Here is an 18,472-nt window from a genome sequence, read left to right on the forward strand (position 1 = left end):
ACCAATGACAATTGACAATTGACCAATCCCCAATCCCCAATCCCTTATCCCTTATGGAACCATGCAATATTCTTGGATCACTTTCACATCTAAGGTTGTGTTTTGCAGAGTACGGATAGCAGCGACGGTGGCTTTGGCACCAGCAATAGTAGTGATAATGGGAATTTTGTAAGCTAAGGCTGTACGCCGAATCAGTCTAGCGTCGCTTTGGGCTTCTTCTCCAGAAGGTGTGTTAATAATCAGTTGAATTTTGTGATTTTTGATTGCATCCAAAACATGGGGGCGGCCTTCATGGAGTTTTAATACTAACTCAACTTCTAAACCATGTTCTTGGAGGACACGGCGAGTACCATCGGTAGCCATGACACCAAAGCCCAAATCCATAAATTCTTTGACTACTGGTACTGCTGCTGCTTTGTCGCGATCATTCATTGAAACAAAAACTGTACCACTTAAGGGTAAACGTTCGCCAGCCCCTAATTCTGCCTTAGCAAAGGCGCGGCCAAAATCACTATCTATGCCCATAACTTCACCAGTAGAGCGCATTTCTGGACCGAGGATGGTATCAGTACCAGGAAATTTATTAAATGGTAGTACAGCCTCCTTCACGGCAATATGGGATGGTATAACTTCTTTTGTAAAGCTTAGTTCTTCCAAAGTCTTACCTGACATAATTAAGGATGCCAGTTTTGCCAAAGGTACGCCTGTAGCTTTAGAAACAAATGGTACAGTCCGAGAGGCACGGGGATTAGCTTCTAAAATGTAAACTTGGGGCGATTCAGTTTGGGAACCAGCTACAGCAAATTGGATATTCATCAACCCCACTACATTTAGTGCTTGTGCCAATTGCACTGTCCACTGACGAATCTGATCAAGAACTGTTGCAGATAAGGAAATAGCAGGTAAAGAACACGCCGAATCTCCTGAGTGGATACCGGCTTGTTCAATGTGTTCCATAATCCCACCAATGACTACTCTACCTGTGTGGTCAGCGATCGCATCCACATCGACTTCGATCGCATTTTCTAGAAACTTATCGATTAAAATTGGGTGTTCTGGTTCCACTTGTACCGCAAAGGTCATGTAGCGTTCTAGTTCTGTATCAGAGTAGACTATTTCCATTGCTCTACCTCCTAATACATAGCTAGGACGCACTACTACCGGATAGCCAATACGTTTAGCGACAATCAACGCATCTTCATAAGTACGGGCTATTCCATTTGCTGGTTGGGCAATATTTAATTGTTTGAGAATCTTCTCAAACCGCTCCCGGTCTTCGGCAATGTCAATAGAATCTGGAGAAGTACCCCAAATTTTGGTAATTGGTAATTGGTTAGGTTCTTCTCCATTACTAATTACCGATAACCCATTATTAAGTTGGTTTAAATACTTCTGCAACTGTACAGCCAATTTCAATGGTGTTTGTCCACCAAACTGCACAATTATACCTACTGGATTTTCTGCCTCAATGATGTTTAAGACATCTTCTTTTGTCAGTGGTTCAAAATAAAGGCGATCGCTTGTGTCATAATCTGTTGACACAGTTTCGGGGTTGGAGTTGACCATGATTGTTTCATAGCCTGCGTTTTTGAGTGCAAAAGCAGCATGACAACAACAATAGTCAAATTCTATTCCCTGTCCAATTCGGTTTGGCCCGCCTCCCAAAATCATGACTTTGGGTTTATCAGTAGGCAAAATCTCTGTTTCTTGTTCGTAGGTAGAGTAGTAGTAAGGAGTAAATGCCTCAAACTCAGCCGCGCAGGTATCAACAGTTTTGTAAACTGGAATAACACCTAATTGTTTGCGGTATGCCCTAACTTCATCTTCTGTGGTTTTGCTGGCATAGGCAATCTGGCGATCACTAAATCCTTGCCGCTTTACCTCATACATTTGCTCTTTTGTCAACTGTCGCAAGGATGTACGCTTGAGGAATTTTTCTATTTCTAGTAGTTCCTGCATTTTTTCTAGGAACCAGGGGTCAATACCTGTCAACTCATAAATTTCTTCAATGCTTAACCCCAATTGCATAGCGTGGCGCACAGCAAAAATGCGCTCAGGATTTGGTGTTCGTAGTTGGGCGCGAATTTGCTCACCACTGGGGAGTTTTTCTTTGATGTCGCATCCCCAACCAGCACGTCCTGTTTCTAGAGAACGCAAAGCTTTTTGGAAAGACTCATTAAATGTCCGTCCCATTGCCATTGCTTCCCCTACAGACTTCATTTGTGTGGTCAACACTGGTTCCGAACCGGGGAATTTTTCAAAGGCGAATCGGGGTATTTTGGTGACTACATAATCTATAGTCGGCTCAAAAGAAGCAGGAGTTTTTTTCGTAATGTCGTTTTTGATTTCGTCTAAGCTGTAGCCGACAGCTAACTTGGCTGCCATTTTGGCGATCGGGAAACCAGTTGCTTTACTTGCCAAAGCTGAAGAACGAGAAACACGGGGGTTCATTTCGATCACAACTACTTCCCCATCTACAGGATTGACAGCAAACTGAATATTAGAACCACCAGTTTCCACACCAATCTCACGGATAATTTTAATTGCCATGTCCCGTAGCCGTTGATATTCCTTGTCAGTAAGGGTTTGGGCAGGGGCGACGGTAATAGAGTCTCCGGTATGGATACCCATCGGATCTAAGTTTTCAATTGAGCAGATAATAACAACGTTATCTGCCAAGTCCCGCATGACTTCCAGTTCGTATTCTTTCCAACCCAATAGGGACTGATCAATCAGAATTTGCGATACAGGCGAAGCATCAATTCCTGTTTGGGCCATTTCCGCAAATTCTTCTTCATTGTAAGCAATACCACCACCAGTACCACCTAAGGTAAAGGCAGGACGAATAATTAAAGGATAAGTACCAATGCGCCGGGCAATTACTTTTGCTTCTTCTAGTGATGAAGCTGTGCCACTCGGACACACTTTCACACCAATTTTAGCCATCGCGTCGTTAAACAGTTGCCTGTCTTCCGCTTTTTCTATCGCTGGTAACTTTGCACCAATTAACTCAACGTTATACTGTTCTAGCACTCCACTTTTTGCCAAAGTCACAGCAATGTTGAGGGCGGTTTGTCCTCCCATTGTTGGTAATAAGGCGTCGGGGCGTTCTTTGGCGATCACTTTTTCGACTAATTCTGGTGTTAGCGGTTCAATATAGGTGCGATCGGCGGTTTCTGGGTCGGTCATAATCGTAGCAGGATTGGAGTTGACCAACACTACTTCATAACCTTCTTCTCGTAACGCTTTACAAGCCTGTGTTCCAGAGTAGTCAAACTCACAAGCTTGTCCAATTACTATTGGACCTGACCCTAATAGCAGAATCTTTTTAATGTCATCACGGCGTGGCATAGTTCTTGTTTTGGAGTAAGAGAATACAAATCCTGATTATTTTAAGGGTCTTTACCCACTACTAATGCTGTTTATTATCAACTTTTCTAGACAAAATCACAGTGACCAACTAAAGAAAAGCCACTCTTGTTGATTTTCCTGGTGTTACCAGTATTTTGTGTAATTGCTTGCTGTTGATAGAAGCACTCAGACGATTTTGGATTGACTCCACGGATAAATCTGCTTTCTTCTACCCTGGGAGGAATCATTCGTCAGCTAAAGTTATAGAAGTCTCACAATTATAAATACAGTTAAATTACACTTTCATTTTAGTTTTTAGTTTTTTAAACATGTTTTTACCATTTTTTATATCTAAAATTACATGTAGGAGAGATGTAGCATTTTTAATTTGCTTGCTGATAAATTTGATTTTTATCAATACAACCATAATTTTATTTTTAACTCTACATAAATTAAGTTTTCAAATTTTAGACTTTTTTCATTCAAGAATATTTTTTATAAAAAAATAATAATTTTCTAGAACAGTGACACTGTGTGTTGATATATACAAGAATAAAAAGGCAGAGAAATTAAAAATTGGATCTCTGCCTTTTTTATAATTTTTTACAACTAACACTTGCAAATTTTTTTGAAGTTTAACAAAAGGATTTGAAAGCGATTAGGTGTTAGTTTTGAACACGTTGAACGAAACCTAAAGTTAAACTATCCTTAGCAAGGAAATGAGCTAAATGGTAAGCTCTTTCTTCAGTTTTCAAAAGGATTTTTTCGTAGAGGTAACGTGTAGCGCGATCGCCTAAACTTTCTGCCTGAGAAGCTTGGCTACGGATCAATTTAATCATAGCTTGCTCTGCTTTGAGGTCATTTACTACCATGTCACGGCAAGAAAAGACACCATCTATTTCTTGTTCAAAGCAGCACAGTTCTGCCAATTTAGCAAAAGTAGCAACTGGTACTCCTCCCAGGCCATTTAAGCGTTCACCAATGTCATGGATGTGTTCTTGTATTTCTTGATAGCTATCGTTAAAAAATTCGTGCAGGGAGTAGAATTCTGCACCTTCAACTACGAAATGATGCTTTTGATACTGTAAAGCCAGACCTTGAAAACTAGCTAGAACAACGTTAAATCCTTCGCAAACTGGAGCGGTAACACTGCGATCCAGTAACACAGGATTGTCATAAACTTGACCAAAATTTTGTAATAAAGTTTGCGTTTCAGACATTGTTCTCCTCGCTTTTGAGCAGCTATAGTTTCTAACTGCTTAGGTTTTTACATATTAGCATTTTAAAAATGAAAACCAACTGGAGCAATATGATTAAATTCTGATTTTTTTACTAAACAAAACTTCTGTATATTTATTATTGAAAATACATATCATCAAATCGTTTGACATATATTAGCCATTAAGAGCAGTTAGCTACACAACTGAGCAGTAGGCGGTGTTGTCGTTTGTTAGCAATGAATAGAGTTTGTATAAAAGGTAAAAATTTTCATTAAGTAGAAAGAAAGAAGTGCCAATGGAAAACCTTATGCCTTCTCTCCAGATCAGAGAGCAGAATAATTTCATGCAATCAAATAAAAATATGTTCAAGTTGATTATTGGCTCTAAATTTTCATTTTTCTACGATTGTATGAAACCATCCTGCTTCAATTTAGACTATTCGAGTCACTTGCTGATTCAAGCGGGGCCTGCCAAACCGTTCCCAAGCATTACCACCCCGTAGAAACAGTTCCATCCAACGTAATGGTTCTTTTGACTTTGCTGATCGCCAACCTGAACTACCGGGAGCAAAAGCCAAAGTTCCTTCGGGAACTTTAAAACTACCATCAGAATAGATAGCATCACTAACCACATCTCCAATGCGGATCACAATCTTGCTTTCAGGCTCCAGATTCACTGTATGTGCTGCAATAGTAGTTTTGATATTGCCGTAACCATCAATCCAGGCAATACGATCGCTTGGTACATCTGGAATTTGCTCAGGCAGCAAGCTGTCTCCTAAAATACTAAAATCTTCACCCGCGATCACAGCTGCCGCAGGCGGAAAGACATCCCGTGAGCGAAATTGTGAACCACCGCGAGAAACATTGACCGTTCGCAAGACCTGACTATGATGTTTGATAAATGACAGCGTATAGCCTGCATTTACACCCACTACTTTGACACCATTAGATAACAAAGCATAGGTTAATCCCTCACCCTCATTGTCCCGACGGGCTTGTGGATCATCTTGACGAGGAGCGCAGTTGTGATAAATCAGGCGATCGCCAGGCCCAGGGTTCAGCCCTAATTGAGCTATCCAAAAACCTGTTGCCAAGGTACTGAAGGGAGGAACCGAAAGCAAATGAATCTGGGCTTGAGGAAAAGCCATCAGGAGACGTTGGCTGACTTCAGCAAATGCCGGATCTCCTGTACCGTAGTCTGCAATGACGCAGATAAACATTTTGCTCCTCCAGGTTAGGAATTATAATTGGCTATTCCATGTTTTGCTCACCAGTAGTCTAGATGCGATCGCAACTAGATGCAAGAATTCTATACAACATTATGTGTGAATCCTGGAAATTCGGGTAGGCTAAGAATGACTCTAGATCATCTAACCGTAATGTATAATCCCGAACAGCTTCACTACTCTCAGGGGACTCAGTATGGATGGCTCGCTCATAGATGAATTCATAGAGACCGTTCACCAACAATTAATTCCTAAGTTACAGATTGAGAGCATAGATCCCCATGACCCGGTAAAAGTCAGCTATCTTCCCCATCCTTGGCAAAGGCTCGGAGCAGGAAATTACGCTGCGGTCGTCTATCATCCTGATTACCCAAACTGGGTAGTCAAGATTTACGCACCCGGACGCCCAGGCTTTGAGGAAGAGGTAGAAGTCTACCGCCGTCTCGGTTCTCACCCTGCCTTCTCTGAGTCTCTGTATGCTGCCGAGGGCTTTTTAATTTTGAAGCGGCTACATGGAGTCACTCTCTACGACTGCATCCATCGTGGTCTACGTATCCCCAATCAGGTAATCAAAGACATTGACGAGGCCCTAGATTATGCACGTAAGAGGGGACTATATCCCCATGACGTCCACGGGCGTAATGTCATGATGCATCACGGTAGGGGATTAGTTGTAGATATTTCAGACTTCCTGCAAGAAGAAAAATGTTCAAAATGGAACAACCTAAAAAGAGCATACTATTGGTTATATCGCCCCATCCTCTCGCCATTGCGACTCAGGCTTCCATACTTTGTCCTAGATATTGTTCGTAAGAGTTACCGCTTCTTAGGTAAGTTAAAGAATTTTTGCGATCGCATCACCCATAAAATTTTAAATTTTAGATTTTGATGGTATTGGTTGATAGACGCGAGGAACATCGCGTCTGTACATCAGTAGTTAGTGGTTGGTTATTCTCCTCACACTCCACCCTTACCTTAAGCCGCTACGCGTCTACACACTCCTCACACTCCCCACACTCCCCACACTCCCCACTGCCCCTAATCCCCACCAGGGAACCCCGAGTTCCCCACCTCCCCACTTCCTACTTCATTCCCTTAAAACGTGCTTTCGCTTGCTTAAACGCATCTTGCATCACAGATTGAATTTTTTGGGGGTCAGGTTTTTTACCACCCAGCAAATCACCAAAGTATACACAGGCTCCTTCCCCTAATGCCCAAGTGTAGGCAGCAGCCCAAGAAGCAGCAATCACACTGCCGAACCCAGGTATAAACTTAACTAACTCCCGTGCTACCGCCCTTGCAAAAAAACCACCTGCGATCGCACTGACTACACCACCAGCTTGAGAAGGGGTGAGTGTCTGCCCATACAATTTACCTAACAGCCCGACCATTGATACTTGCAATGCAATTAACACAGGCATTGTCGCTAATGGTAGTGGTGTGGCTGCGAGCGTGGCAGCAATCACGGCAAATGCCAAAATATAACGGCGTCCTACATCTCGGTAGAGATTACCAATTTTCTCACCAGTTTCCTGATCTAATAATTGATGAATTGCTCGTGCTTCGGCTTCTGGAAGTAAATCTGCTAGAGTATCCCTCAAAACCTCCAAGCCATAAAATACTGGTGTGTAGCCATCTTCTTCTAGGGTAAAGTCGATGATCACAGAGCGATCATAGAGTCCAGTAAAAGTATCCTGTATGGCACAGAAGGCGCGGTTGATCTCTTCATAGGCTGGTGGATACTCTGGATGATCGGCAGCATCAGAAGGATAAACTTCATGTAAGCAGGTAACTGCCAATAAACAGGGAATGTCTGGATATTTTTGACGTAACTCCTGAGCAATTTGCCTAAGTGTATCGGTGGCGAAATCGTTAATTTTGACAGTGAGAATTATAACTTTAGCGCCACGACTCTCTTTTTGCAAATCGCCAATTAGTTCTTGAATGACTATATCAGTATCTTGATTAACATCACCTAGCCCGACTGTATCCGTAAAAATCAGTAAAGGAAGGTCGTTGGAAGGATAGGCATAACGTTGAGTGTGTTGGGTATGGGGGCGAAATCCTTGACCGACAATTTCGGCCGAAACCCCCGTCAATCCCCGTATAATCGAACTTTTTCCAGACTGAGGCTTACCAAGCAATAAAGCTTGTGTGGTGGGCAGTTCTGCTCTTACTTGCTCTAGAATCTCTGCAACTTGAGCTTCGTTGACACTGAACCATTTCACAAAAGCCTGTGAAATTTGTTCTACAGGTAATAATTGTATCAATCGTGCTGTTGTTTTGTTCCAAACACTCGCGATCGCATTAGTGTTGGAATTATCTACCGACTCTTTGTTGACATCATCAGTCGGTTCATTTGACTTTTGAATATTTGCTGACGGCAAGTCAGGCTCATGTTGCTCAGTCATTGTCCTCTAAAAAATATCTTTAAAATAGACAAAATAAGGTAATGATAAAAATCCAAAAATAACTGCTAAAACAAGTAAATATAATTTTTGGGTGGTATGTTGAGCCATAACCATGATTTCCTGATAGGAAAGCTGGTGATTTTGAATCATAAAAAAGGCTGGCGGGCTAAATACATATGGCAGCAAACGATTAAGTAGAAGCCGACAAACAAAATTAATACTCCATAGCCACTTGCGAACAGGAGCTTGGTTATACTGCCAAGGATAAGCAATTTGAGCAAGACGTATCAGTGCTTTGGTATCCGGTAAACGCCAACATTCATATAAAGGTAAGGCATCTGAAAGTTTATCATCACTCCTTTCGAGTGCCTCATTCAAGATATAAACATCTTCTAATGCTGAATTTACACCTTGTCCAATATCAGGTGGAAAGCAATGGATAGCGTCTCCTAAAAGTACTATGCCTTTGTCTGGTTGTTGTTTAAACAAAAAGTATAATTCACAAGAGTACTGAGGATTGGGAAAGTACCCACCTTCACTTTTAGCAAAGCGTTCTGCTTCTGGAAGCGACAAGATTTTGTTGATAGGTAATTGCGGGAAAGCTTGCTCAAGAAAATTATAAACTTCCTCACCACTTTGCAATTCCCAAATTTGATGGTCTGGATATGTAATGATATTGGCGCTACGAGGCTCATCAGGATTTTTCAGAGGTAACAAACCCAGAGATACAGAATGCTTTCGACCCCGAAGTGCCCCACGAATACCATAGGCCATTGTGCTGATAGCATGTTCCTTATCAGTGTGATCAAGAGGAAAATTGGGCGGGAAACTCAATACTTTATACCTCAAACCTGAACTAGGCGAGGGAAATTTCTTCATTTCAAATCTGTTAGATGTAGATTTATCCCACTTTTTCAGGGTCTCCCGCACAATAGAGTTTATTCCATCACAACCCACAAGAAAATCAGGTTCAAATTTAGTTTGATTGCTATTGTTTGTCTGGGCAAAAACTTCTAGCTTTTCTGCATCTTCACTATCTACAGTTATTTTGTTGATTTCTACACATTGCGTGTTAAATAACACAGTGATGTGGTTTGACCAATTCTTTTCTATTTCTTGATAGAGTAAATTAACAAATGCTCGGCGTGGTATCCAGTAGGCAGTTTTTCGTTTTGGGTCTACAACAGGTACTTTTGATGTTTTGCGGCTACCATTTGGTTTAATGACAGTTAAATAAAACTCTGTACTTGGTACACTAAGTGTTGCTAACTGCTGAGTTAGTCCAAACAAGTCAGTAAATTTTTGACCCCGACCATCAATTAAGTAATTGAATGACTTATCGGGTTCATAATAATCCGCAGTAGCGCGTTTTTCTAGAACTGTAATATTTCTCCAACCACGTTTGGCTAACATTAACGCAGTGGCAAGTCCTGCTGGTCCTCCCCCAACAATCAGTACGTTTTGGTGAGAATATTGGCTTTCTTTTCCTGCCAAAGACGTTTCGGTGAGCATATGCTTTTTGGTGGCACTATTAGCCATCACTATCTATCAGTTTCTCTTGCACTTGTGTTACTAACAAGTTGCTGATAGTTCATAGTAAGCGCTAAAGCACTTACTACAAACAAATTTCCCAGCTTTAATCTGGCTTTTTGAATGTAACACTATAGTCTTGAGTGCAACCAGAATCCTAAGATAGACACCAATGAGTACAATGTCAGTTATCAGTTATCAGTCGTCAGTTCACTGATCGAGGAACTTTGCTACTGTCTGCACATCTTTGTCGCCACGTCCAGAACAGTTAATCACAATTCGGGGGCTACCGCTAAGTTGGGGACACAGAGTTTCGAGATAGGCGATCGCATGGGCGGTTTCTAGTGCAGGTATAATTCCCTCTAAGCGCGAAAGTCTCTGGAATGCTGCTAAAGCTTCCGCATCGGTGACACTGTAATACTCAGCACGTCTAGAATCTTTTAAATAACTATGTTCTGGCCCAACACCTGGATAGTCTAAACCAGCACTAATCGAATGGGCTTCAATCACCTGTCCATCGTTATCTTGTAGCAGATAACTCATTGCCCCGTGCAATACACCAACTCGTCCTTTTGTCAAGGTAGCGGCGTGTTTGTCTGTATCTACACCTTCGCCAGCAGCTTCCACCCCAATTAACCGCACAGATGGTTCATTCACAAACTCGTGAAAAAGTCCCATCGCATTAGAACCACCACCGACACAAGCTATAAGAATATCAGGTAAGCCTCCCCATTTTTCCATTGCTTGAGCGCGGGTTTCTTGCCCAATCACTGTATGAAAATCCCGTACCATCATTGGGTAAGGATGGGGCCCAGCCACCGAACCCAAAATATAGTGAGTTGTTTCTACATTTGTTACCCAATCCCGAATTGCTTCCGAAGTGGCATCCTTGAGTGTACCTGTTCCCGCCGCTACTGGACGTACTTCTGCCCCCATCAGCCGCATTCTAAACACATTCAAAGCTTGACGTTCCATATCGTGAACGCCCATGTAAATTACACATTCCAAACCAAATCGAGCGCATACTGTCGCTGTTGCTACACCGTGTTGTCCAGCACCAGTTTCGGCGATAATCCGCTTTTTGCCCATGCGTTTTGCCAACAACACCTGACCGATCGCATTATTAATTTTGTGAGCGCCTGTATGATTTAAATCTTCACGCTTTAAGTAAATTTGCGTACCTGTACCATCTGGTCGGGCATAGTGGGCGGTGAGGCGTTCGGCAAAATACAAAGGAGTGACACGCCCTACGTAGTCGCGGAGTAACTGTTGTAATTCAGCAACAAAAGCAGGTTGATTGCGATATTGTTCGTATGCTGTTTCTAATTCTGCCAGCGCTGGCATGAGTGTTTCCGGAACGTATTTACCACCGAAGCGACCAAAGCGTCCTTGGGGATCAGGGTGTTGATGAGTTTGGGAATTAGGGAAAATGGGAGTAGTGGTCATTCGATTTTGGATTTTGGATTTTGGATTTGAGATTTGGGATTGCTGAGGCACAGGTGTGTCAATAGCGTCGCCACCGCCACGTGCCTTGATACTGATGAAATTTGGGGGCTGGTAGCTTGGGTTGAAGTTTAAACTACAAGATGAACTTCATTATAAAAAAGTCTGAAGCGGATTAGGATAAAAACAGATTAGTTAAGACTAATAATACAGTTGTCAGTTTTTGATAACTGATAACTATTCACTGATTATTAAAGTTTATGGCTTCCCCAAAGGATAAATTATCTAGCGATCGCTTTGTCTACCGTGAATTTGGTGACAACAATTCCCCAGCATTAGAAAGACCAACTCAAGAACTACCACCAGAAAAACAAAATCTGCGGGTACAAGCAACTCGCGCTGGGCGCAAAGGGAAGACTGTCACTGTAATTAGCGGTTTTCAAACCAAACCAGAAACCTTACAAGCATTAGTAAAACAATTGAAAACTCAGTGCGGTACAGGTGGCACAGTTAAAGATAACGAAATTGAAATTCAAGGCGAACACAAGCAGAAAATTCTGGAAATTTTGACCAAGCTGGGGTATAAAGCCAAAATCAGTGGTGGTTGAGTTTTTGCGACATTCTCTGTAAGGGTTGGAATTGAAACGCTAAGGGACGCAAAGGTAAACGCACAGAAACGCAGAGTTTTCTGGATTAACAGTAAGTAAGTTAGTTAATGGTACGGTTATGACTTCTGAGGGAGTATCTACTGAAGAAAGAGTACTTGTTGCTGGCGCGACTGGTGGCGTGGGGCAATTGGTAGTAGGCAAGTTGTTGGAAAAGGGTTTTAAAGTTCGCGTCCTGACACGCAACACTGCCAAAGCCCAAAAGATGTTTGATGACAAAGTAGAAATTGCTGTTGGTGATATACGCGAGGAGGCTACACTCCCAGCAGCGATGATGGATGTAAGTTACATCATATGTTGTACTGGCACTACTGCTTTCCCTTCTGCTAAATGGGATTTTGAAGAAACACCTAACTTGGTTACATGGATAAAGCTATTTTTTAATCCCTCAGATGCCAAAGCCAAAGCAAAAAATAGCCCTGAAAAAGTTGATGCCCAAGGTGTCACCAATTTAGTACAAGCAGCGCCCTCTGGGTTGAAGCGATTTGTTTACATATCTTCGTGCGGAGTTCTACACAAAGATAAGTTTCCTTATAGTATTCTCAATGCCTTTGGTGTACTTGATGCCAAACAAAAGGGTGAAGAAGCGATCATTAATTCCGGCTTGCCTTACACTATTATCCGCCCAGGTCGCCTGATTGACGGCCCTTATACTTCATACGACCTCAACACTTTGTTGAAAGCCAAAACAGAAGGTAAGCTTGGCGTAGTATTAGGAACAGGTGACAAACTCACTGGTCAGACTAGCCGCATCGATGTTGCCACAGCCTGCGTAGAATGTATCACCAATTCTCATTGTGAAAGAAAAATTTTTGAGATAGTCAACACTGGGCCGCGACCTTCTGTAATTGATTGGGACGGGCTTTTCTCCAAGTTAGATTGAGAACTCTTAACTCTTAACGGGGAACAGAATAATTAATACACACGGATGATCTATCTGTGTTCCATGAGTGTATCCTGCCTTAAGCCTATGAGCGCGTCTACATCTGTGTTCGATTTTCAAAAAATAATTTCCCACAGACGCGAGGAACATCGTGTCTCCACCCAACTCACATAGGGCATAAAAAATAGAGTTGAGTATCAAACCCGCAACAAAATATATTTATTAAATTTTTTCTTTTTAAATATTGGTACTTTTAGCGATCGCTATTGTCATTTCACTGTCTTGATGTTTGGCAGCAAAATGCTTATCCATAAGCGTGGGTACTTGTGTGGGTTTGATGCCACTATAGCGGGTTTTATCGGGCATAACTACATTAGGCCCTGCTTTACAATTCTTCATACAGCCAGTACCTTTAATAGTTACTTGATCTTCTAAACCGCGATCGCTCATAGCTGCTTGTATAGCTTGGCACACCTCTTTGCCACCACGTTTCATGCAATCAGATTTTTGACATACCAAAATAGTTGATTTCACTGCTTTTGGCTTGGTTTCCTTAGGGGAATACACAGAGAAATTCTCCACATCTTTCTCCGCATCTTGTCTTTGCGTCACCGTGTCTATTCTGGCTGCCAAAATTCGTTCAGCTTTCAGCTTAACTTCACCAGTTTTGCGATCGTATTTTTTCTCACCCACAACTTGCAACCAAGTACCACGTGGCAAGTGCCAATCAAAAGCTACTCGTAAATGTTTAGCTAGTTTGACATAACATTCACCTTCTGGAGTCGCGAGTATTAGCCCTTTGAGTTTATAACCATCTTTAATGACAAAATCGAGAAATCTGGCCTCCAGACAAAATGCTGTTGTTTCACTCTCGTGGAATTTACCCATAATTGTGACCTGTTTTTTACTAGTAAAATCAATCGTTGGCATTTAATTTTGAATTTGGAATTCTTTTACCAACACACTTCTAAAGCCCAAATCAATACTTGCCGAGATGCCGTGAATTGCCGCATGACACTCCAAAGTTGAATAGCTGTGTAAGCATTGTCAATTTGAACTGTCAATGGTTGGTTAGTCTCACACCAGCAAGGAATATCTAATTCCCGCAAACGTTGATAGACCTGCCAACGGTCTGACCAATTCACTTCTACAACGTATTTTGCTTCTAGTTCTGAACTGAAAGACTTCAAGATTGCCGCCCTCAAAGTGCAATAAACTCGCAGTAAATACTGCGCTTCGACTCCGTTGACATGGATATTATCGGGAGTAGAACTCCTTAAATTAGCATACCTTAAGTGCAAACTTTTCTCATTAGTTTTTGATAAGAAATCTCAATCATATCCAAAAGTTAGAGATATGAGAAGCAATAGGCAGCTAAAATCAGCAATAGGAGGTATGAATCATTTAAATAATGATTTAAAACTCAAAAGCTAAAATTTTGCTATTTAATCACAGTGTGATCGCTAGCTGAGGGGTTCCATCACGTTAGATTTGTCCCAATACGGAAACTGAGACATCAATTAGGTTAGTTACTAACACGCTTGATTTCTATAGCGAGTGTGCAGATGTAAACGCCATTATCTCTACAACAATGGCGCGATCGTTGTTTGTAGTATTGCAGGTTAGGCGATAAAATATCTGCAATTGTATTAACTCCGACATTCGCCACTACTGGTCAAAATACCAAGATTTTTTTGCTTTCATTGTGGCTTCACTTCAAACATTCCCCTGTAACCAGTCAAAAATACAATCCAGCTGGTTCAATGTTATTAGTCCGTATTGCCACAAAATTATTGGTAATAAATTTGGGGTCTGTTCAGGATGCCGTAATGCTAACTGAAGATCAGTGGTAGGAATTGCTAAATCTTCTTGCAGAAAATTAAGAAATTGTGCAAGTCTCCCTGGTTCCATATTCGCCACCTATCCTTAGGCAATATGTTAAAGTTATGGTTTCTAAAGTCAATCTTCCTGCTCTAGCATTGCCTTAGCTTGCAAGAGCCGCTATCTATGTTCTTTACTTAACTTTATAGATTTCTCAGTTTTAGTTGTTTTTACTTTGAAAGAATAATATCAGCAATAGCGAGGCGTGTAAACTACTTGTGATCAGTAGGATAATGTATTAAAGCGATGGTTCGAGAGAAATTCTTGAACCTGGTTTCACAAACAAATTTAAGCAGCCATCATAACCTGATCTACTTGGTTAAATTCGGATCACGCAAATTTATTTTTCACCCGATTTTTGAGGTTTGTTAATAGGACGCATTGCTTCTCGACCTAGAATAAACATTCCAGTTACACCTAAGCAAACAAACCAAACATACTGATGCCAATATCTCCCTATCTGCTCAATCGGACTTAATTGTGAGTAGAGAGTATTTAAGTAAAGTAGCAGTAAAACTGTCATCAGCGCTCCAAACCCAACAAAACTTAATCCAATCCGAATTCGGATAGGTCTTAGTTCCCAATCACTGATTGTTTCCAAGTCGATTTCTGCTAACTCTTGTAATGATTCTTCTGCTACAGAAGAGGCGATTTGTAAGTTATTCCCTGCCTTTGGTGGCAATAATGGTGCTAATTTTGCTACAGTCGGCCGCCGTAACAAAGCCTCAGTTTCTCTGAGGAATTCCAATGGTTTACGGGTGACAGTGGGCTGAGTAAATTTTATATTTTGTGTATTATTTTTAATATTTACTTCGCTTTTAAAATCCATAGTTATTAGTCCAGAATCAAAAGTACAGAGTCATGAGTCATTTGTAACAATTAGTAACTAATAATGAATAACTAATTACCAATGATTCTTACTTATAAGTCTAAAGCTAATTCATTAGGATATAGTCGCGCTAGGATTTGTAGCTAGTTTTTTATTCTGGTAGCTGGTAGCGTGCGTTATGGACAGAAGTCCTAACGCACCAAAAATCACTTAAGCTATGAGGTAGCTTGTTGCAATTTCTCTAGCCGGGCTAATACTTCTTGGCTGTGAATAGCTGGATTAACTTTGACAAAAGTCTCTCGCAGAATGCCTTGGGGATCGATAATAAATGTATGGCGTACAGAAACAAAACTCATCCAAGAACCATAAGCTTTGCTGACTGCGCCTGTTGTATCTGCCAACAGAGGAAATTTTAGTCCTTGTGAATCACAAAATTCCGCGTGAGAATTTACATCGTCAGCACTAATACCAATTACTTGTGCATTTTTTTCGAGGTATTTAGGTAAGTCTTGTTGAAACCGACGAGCCTCTATGGTACAACCAGGGGTGAAGTCTTTGGGATAGAAGTAAAGAACTACCCACTGACCACGATAATCAGACAGAGAAAGTTTACCTTCGCCCAAGTTAGTTGGTAAAGTAAACTCTGGTGCAGGTTGGTTAATAGTGGGAAGTTTGCCACCTAAGGCGTTAGCTGCTGGGGCAAAATTTAACCAACAGATGAATGCAAAACAACTAGCGAATAATATCGTTAAAAAATGGCGGCGAGAAGTCATTGTGCTGACCAGAATCACAACTTAACACAAGTTTACAATTACTCGTTGCTATTCTCAGCTTGGGTTGTTTCTACACTTTCGATATATTGGCTTTCCATCAGAAAAGCCCCTTTAGCAAAACGGACGCCCCAGTATCCAGCAGGACGGCGATCCAGTACTACGCCTTCTTCGCCAATATGAATCACGTCGGGCGGACGCAGCATAGGCATGGGATCAGCAGTTTTGACGTAGGGGGGTAAGGCAATGACGCGGACTTTACTACCGATGCTAAATTCTTTGGACATAGTTAAAAAAGATGGTGAATTATGAAAAAAAGCATAGTTCATGATTCGTAATTTTTGGAGCGATCGCAAAGTGTGTTGCAATCCAAAATGATAAAAAAAAGCCTGCAAACGCAGGCTAAGTAAATACAGTTTTAGCTTAAATAGTATTTCAAATTACTTTACCGATAAGCAACTTGCGGCCCTGGCCAGACTTGTTTGACTGTTTCACCAAAAGTTACTGCTTTATCTGCATCTGCTGCTAGGACAGTGCTACCATCACTAGCAACTGCTAACACAGGCCATTCTTCTTCGCCCATTTCACCTGTACGGAATAGAACGTTATTCGGTTGGGTTTTACTCCAGCCTAAGAGTATAGCAATCTTTTCATGGTCTTGCTCATCATAAGCAGGAGAAATGGTGTTAGTGCGATCGCTTTGGCGATCCCAAATTACTGCCCTATCTGTAGCATCAGATGTGTTAAATACAGCTTCAAATTTACGTGCTAGGAAGCGATCGCCTTTTTCTGACCAACTTACGGGAACTAATACCCCGATAGTCCCTTCGCCATTGGCATCTTGGGATACTTTAGCATTTATTAAAGTATCCATATTGCGAGAAGTGGAAGATAATACGCGCAATTTCCGGCTTTGCCTGTCTTCTAAAAACAAAACGCTACTGACACGGCTGTTATAAAGTTCTGGTTTTATTTCTAGCTGTACACGACTGTAAACAGCATACCTGCCATCAGGGGAAACTACAGGTAGGCTGCGATAATGGCGTACTCCAGAACCTTCTTTAGAACTAACAGTTTCATGGGTAGTCATGATCCAATTCCAAGGAATTGGATGAGGACTAGCGATCGGATCTTGCTGTTCCTGTTGTACCTGTTCAGACTGTTCCACAACAGGTAATTCTTGATACTGGGGAGCTACGTTCGTAGCTGCTTGAGGTGATGGGTTAGCAGACTTATCCATCGATATATAAATTTTATCCCCAGCCAAAGACTGTATTTTTGCAGCCTTTAATTTTTCCACCAAACTTAGTTGACTAGTAGACAGCCCTCCAGACACAAAATCTGTTTGCACCTTGGCTGGTGCAAGTTCCACCGCCGCCAATGAGTCATTCTCAGGTATTTCGATCACCGACAGAGAATCATTTTCTACTACCCAAGACTCTACCTTATCTACTATTAATATTTGCGGTTCAGCAGCATTTACAGACATTCGCCGGGAATGGTATTTGTCTGCCGAAGAGTCAACATTAGTTATTTTTGATACTTGAGTTTGATTTAGTGTGTTATTAGCATCTATTCCTGCGGAAACAGAGGCTAATTCCGTCATCATCGAAGTACTTTTAGCTGTTTGTGATTGCGCTGAGGAAGAGTAACTAGATGCATCTACCAAGGGGGCAATCAGCATCACGACGACAACATACTTGAAGAATGGTTGCACGCGAAACCATCCCGACAGCAAAAGATGTTTAAGCATTGGTTGACTCTCTAGAGGGCGGGTGCTGTGTGAGAAGAGATGCCAGTATAGTGAGAAAGCAGAGTTTGATTATATGTATAACAGGAAACTAACTGTATTCACGAAATAAATCACTAAAATTTGCCATAATTTTACAAAGTCTTGTGTATGAGTTATTACAAAAAGTTATCAGCCAACCTTTGCTAGCAAAATCTACTAGCATGACGCTAAATCGATGAAAAACTGACACTTGTCATTACCTGACAAAATTCTTGTCAATGCTAAATGTCATTGAAATTAATACCTAAGCATCATCCTAGATTAGTTATTAACTTAGTATGTGATATTAACTACTAGAGATCTGAAAGATGCGTAGGTGAAATTGGTAGATATAGCCTGTCTATTTTGTTACTGCTACACCAACATTTCCAGACAAGGGGAGATAGTGCAGCCTTGCTAAAGGAACTTAGCAAAAGTATCATTGAAAACAAATCCAAATGATAAGAATTAAAGTCTAGCCAAAAGTAAT

General features: G+C 41.3%; 17 protein-coding genes. 3 read left to right on the forward strand and 14 right to left on the reverse strand.

Translation table 11 applies throughout. The annotated features are described in order from the left end of the window. Positions 1-51: 51 nt before the first annotated feature. From carB to RS893_RS19975, 4 genes are all read right to left on the reverse strand, one after another. Entirely contained in the window at positions 52-3,351 is a 3,300-nt protein-coding gene (carB, locus tag RS893_RS19960; RefSeq protein WP_315787254.1) for a carbamoyl-phosphate synthase large subunit, read from the reverse strand. Positions 3,352-3,437: 86 nt separating this feature from the next. Then, the gene (locus RS893_RS19965; protein ID WP_315787256.1) at positions 3,438-3,599 is read right to left on the reverse strand and encodes a hypothetical protein; all 162 of its coding nucleotides are present in this window, start codon (positions 3,597-3,599) and stop codon (positions 3,438-3,440) included. A 417-nt stretch (positions 3,600-4,016) separates the two neighbouring features. Then, on the reverse strand, positions 4,017-4,571 hold the full coding sequence (locus RS893_RS19970; protein ID WP_315787258.1) for a Dps family protein: 555 nt from the start codon (positions 4,569-4,571) through the stop codon (positions 4,017-4,019). Positions 4,572-5,001: 430 nt separating this feature from the next. Further along, positions 5,002-5,793: a hypothetical protein gene (locus tag RS893_RS19975; RefSeq protein ID WP_315787259.1), complete on the reverse strand. Its 792-nt coding sequence runs from the start codon at positions 5,791-5,793 to the stop codon at positions 5,002-5,004. Positions 5,794-5,995: 202 nt separating this feature from the next. On the opposite strand from RS893_RS19975, the gene RS893_RS19980 reads away from it, so the two are divergent. After that, positions 5,996-6,688: a serine/threonine protein kinase gene (locus tag RS893_RS19980; protein ID WP_315787260.1), complete on the forward strand. Its 693-nt coding sequence runs from the start codon at positions 5,996-5,998 to the stop codon at positions 6,686-6,688. 193 nt (positions 6,689-6,881) lie between these two features. Here the strand turns inward: RS893_RS19980 and RS893_RS19985 are convergent, their stop codons facing one another. The 3 genes from RS893_RS19985 to trpB all read right to left on the reverse strand — a co-directional run bounded on the left by RS893_RS19985 (position 6,882) and on the right by trpB (position 11,186). After that, entirely contained in the window at positions 6,882-8,210 is a 1,329-nt protein-coding gene (locus tag RS893_RS19985) for a YcjF family protein (RefSeq protein WP_315787262.1), read from the reverse strand. 6 nt (positions 8,211-8,216) lie between these two features. Continuing rightward, on the reverse strand, positions 8,217-9,722 hold the full coding sequence (locus RS893_RS19990; RefSeq protein ID WP_315792043.1) for an NAD(P)/FAD-dependent oxidoreductase: 1,506 nt from the start codon (positions 9,720-9,722) through the stop codon (positions 8,217-8,219). 228 nt (positions 9,723-9,950) lie between these two features. Next, positions 9,951-11,186 carry a tryptophan synthase subunit beta gene (trpB, locus tag RS893_RS19995; RefSeq protein WP_315787264.1) on the reverse strand — a complete coding sequence of 412 codons (1,236 nt, stop codon included), beginning with the start codon at positions 11,184-11,186 and terminating at the stop codon, positions 9,951-9,953. A gap of 257 nt (positions 11,187-11,443) precedes the next feature. On the opposite strand from trpB, the gene RS893_RS20000 reads away from it, so the two are divergent. Continuing rightward, positions 11,444-11,791 carry a translation initiation factor gene (locus tag RS893_RS20000; protein WP_315787265.1) on the forward strand — a complete coding sequence of 116 codons (348 nt, stop codon included), beginning with the start codon at positions 11,444-11,446 and terminating at the stop codon, positions 11,789-11,791. 118 nt (positions 11,792-11,909) lie between these two features. Then, positions 11,910-12,731, forward strand: coding sequence for an SDR family oxidoreductase (locus tag RS893_RS20005; protein ID WP_315787266.1), 822 nt, complete (start codon positions 11,910-11,912; stop codon positions 12,729-12,731). 237 nt (positions 12,732-12,968) lie between these two features. Here the strand turns inward: RS893_RS20005 and RS893_RS20010 are convergent, their stop codons facing one another. The 7 genes from RS893_RS20010 to RS893_RS20040 all read right to left on the reverse strand — a co-directional run bounded on the left by RS893_RS20010 (position 12,969) and on the right by RS893_RS20040 (position 17,895). Further along, on the reverse strand, positions 12,969-13,619 hold the full coding sequence (locus RS893_RS20010; RefSeq protein ID WP_315792044.1) for a (2Fe-2S) ferredoxin domain-containing protein: 651 nt from the start codon (positions 13,617-13,619) through the stop codon (positions 12,969-12,971). Positions 13,620-13,684: 65 nt separating this feature from the next. Beyond that, positions 13,685-13,921 (reverse strand): Asr1405/Asl0597 family protein, encoded by a 237-nt coding sequence (locus RS893_RS20015; protein WP_315792045.1) that lies wholly within the window; start codon positions 13,919-13,921, stop codon positions 13,685-13,687. A gap of 526 nt (positions 13,922-14,447) precedes the next feature. Continuing rightward, positions 14,448-14,642 (reverse strand): DUF2949 domain-containing protein, encoded by a 195-nt coding sequence (locus RS893_RS20020; RefSeq protein ID WP_315787268.1) that lies wholly within the window; start codon positions 14,640-14,642, stop codon positions 14,448-14,450. Positions 14,643-14,952: 310 nt separating this feature from the next. Continuing rightward, complete coding sequence (locus tag RS893_RS20025) at positions 14,953-15,441, reverse strand: hypothetical protein (RefSeq protein ID WP_315787270.1); 489 nt, start codon at positions 15,439-15,441, stop codon at positions 14,953-14,955. Between the two features lie 215 nt (positions 15,442-15,656). Continuing rightward, positions 15,657-16,214 (reverse strand): peroxiredoxin, encoded by a 558-nt coding sequence (locus RS893_RS20030; protein ID WP_315787271.1) that lies wholly within the window; start codon positions 16,212-16,214, stop codon positions 15,657-15,659. A gap of 38 nt (positions 16,215-16,252) precedes the next feature. After that, entirely contained in the window at positions 16,253-16,498 is a 246-nt protein-coding gene (gene sipA, locus RS893_RS20035; RefSeq protein WP_315792046.1) for a regulatory protein SipA, read from the reverse strand. Positions 16,499-16,656: 158 nt separating this feature from the next. Beyond that, positions 16,657-17,895: a hypothetical protein gene (locus RS893_RS20040; RefSeq protein WP_315792047.1), complete on the reverse strand. Its 1,239-nt coding sequence runs from the start codon at positions 17,893-17,895 to the stop codon at positions 16,657-16,659. Positions 17,896-18,472 lie beyond the last annotated feature (577 nt).

The sequence above is a fragment of the Fischerella sp. JS2 genome (assembly GCF_032393985.1).
Lineage (GTDB): Bacteria > Cyanobacteriota > Cyanobacteriia > Cyanobacteriales > Nostocaceae > Fischerella.

What these genes read in the sequence shown, in the direction of transcription:
- carB (WP_315787254.1), bottom strand. Translation starts at nt 3,351, where the DNA reads ATGCCACGCCGTGATGACATTAAAAAGATTCTGCTATTAGGGTCAGGT.
- RS893_RS19965 (WP_315787256.1), bottom strand. Translation starts at nt 3,599, where the DNA reads ATGATTCCTCCCAGGGTAGAAGAAAGCAGATTTATCCGTGGAGTCAAT.
- RS893_RS19970 (WP_315787258.1), bottom strand. Translation starts at nt 4,571, where the DNA reads ATGTCTGAAACGCAAACTTTATTACAAAATTTTGGTCAAGTTTATGAC.
- RS893_RS19975 (WP_315787259.1), bottom strand. Translation starts at nt 5,793, where the DNA reads ATGTTTATCTGCGTCATTGCAGACTACGGTACAGGAGATCCGGCATTT.
- RS893_RS19980 (WP_315787260.1), top strand. Translation starts at nt 5,996, where the DNA reads ATGGATGGCTCGCTCATAGATGAATTCATAGAGACCGTTCACCAACAA.
- RS893_RS19985 (WP_315787262.1), bottom strand. Translation starts at nt 8,210, where the DNA reads ATGACTGAGCAACATGAGCCTGACTTGCCGTCAGCAAATATTCAAAAG.
- RS893_RS19990 (WP_315792043.1), bottom strand. Translation starts at nt 9,722, where the DNA reads ATGCTCACCGAAACGTCTTTGGCAGGAAAAGAAAGCCAATATTCTCAC.
- trpB (WP_315787264.1), bottom strand. Translation starts at nt 11,186, where the DNA reads ATGACCACTACTCCCATTTTCCCTAATTCCCAAACTCATCAACACCCT.
- RS893_RS20000 (WP_315787265.1), top strand. Translation starts at nt 11,444, where the DNA reads ATGGCTTCCCCAAAGGATAAATTATCTAGCGATCGCTTTGTCTACCGT.
- RS893_RS20005 (WP_315787266.1), top strand. Translation starts at nt 11,910, where the DNA reads ATGACTTCTGAGGGAGTATCTACTGAAGAAAGAGTACTTGTTGCTGGC.
- RS893_RS20010 (WP_315792044.1), bottom strand. Translation starts at nt 13,619, where the DNA reads ATGGGTAAATTCCACGAGAGTGAAACAACAGCATTTTGTCTGGAGGCC.
- RS893_RS20020 (WP_315787268.1), bottom strand. Translation starts at nt 14,642, where the DNA reads ATGGAACCAGGGAGACTTGCACAATTTCTTAATTTTCTGCAAGAAGAT.
- RS893_RS20025 (WP_315787270.1), bottom strand. Translation starts at nt 15,441, where the DNA reads ATGGATTTTAAAAGCGAAGTAAATATTAAAAATAATACACAAAATATA.
- RS893_RS20030 (WP_315787271.1), bottom strand. Translation starts at nt 16,214, where the DNA reads ATGACTTCTCGCCGCCATTTTTTAACGATATTATTCGCTAGTTGTTTT.
- sipA (WP_315792046.1), bottom strand. Translation starts at nt 16,498, where the DNA reads ATGTCCAAAGAATTTAGCATCGGTAGTAAAGTCCGCGTCATTGCCTTA.
- RS893_RS20040 (WP_315792047.1), bottom strand. Translation starts at nt 17,895, where the DNA reads ATGCTGATTGCCCCCTTGGTAGATGCATCTAGTTACTCTTCCTCAGCG.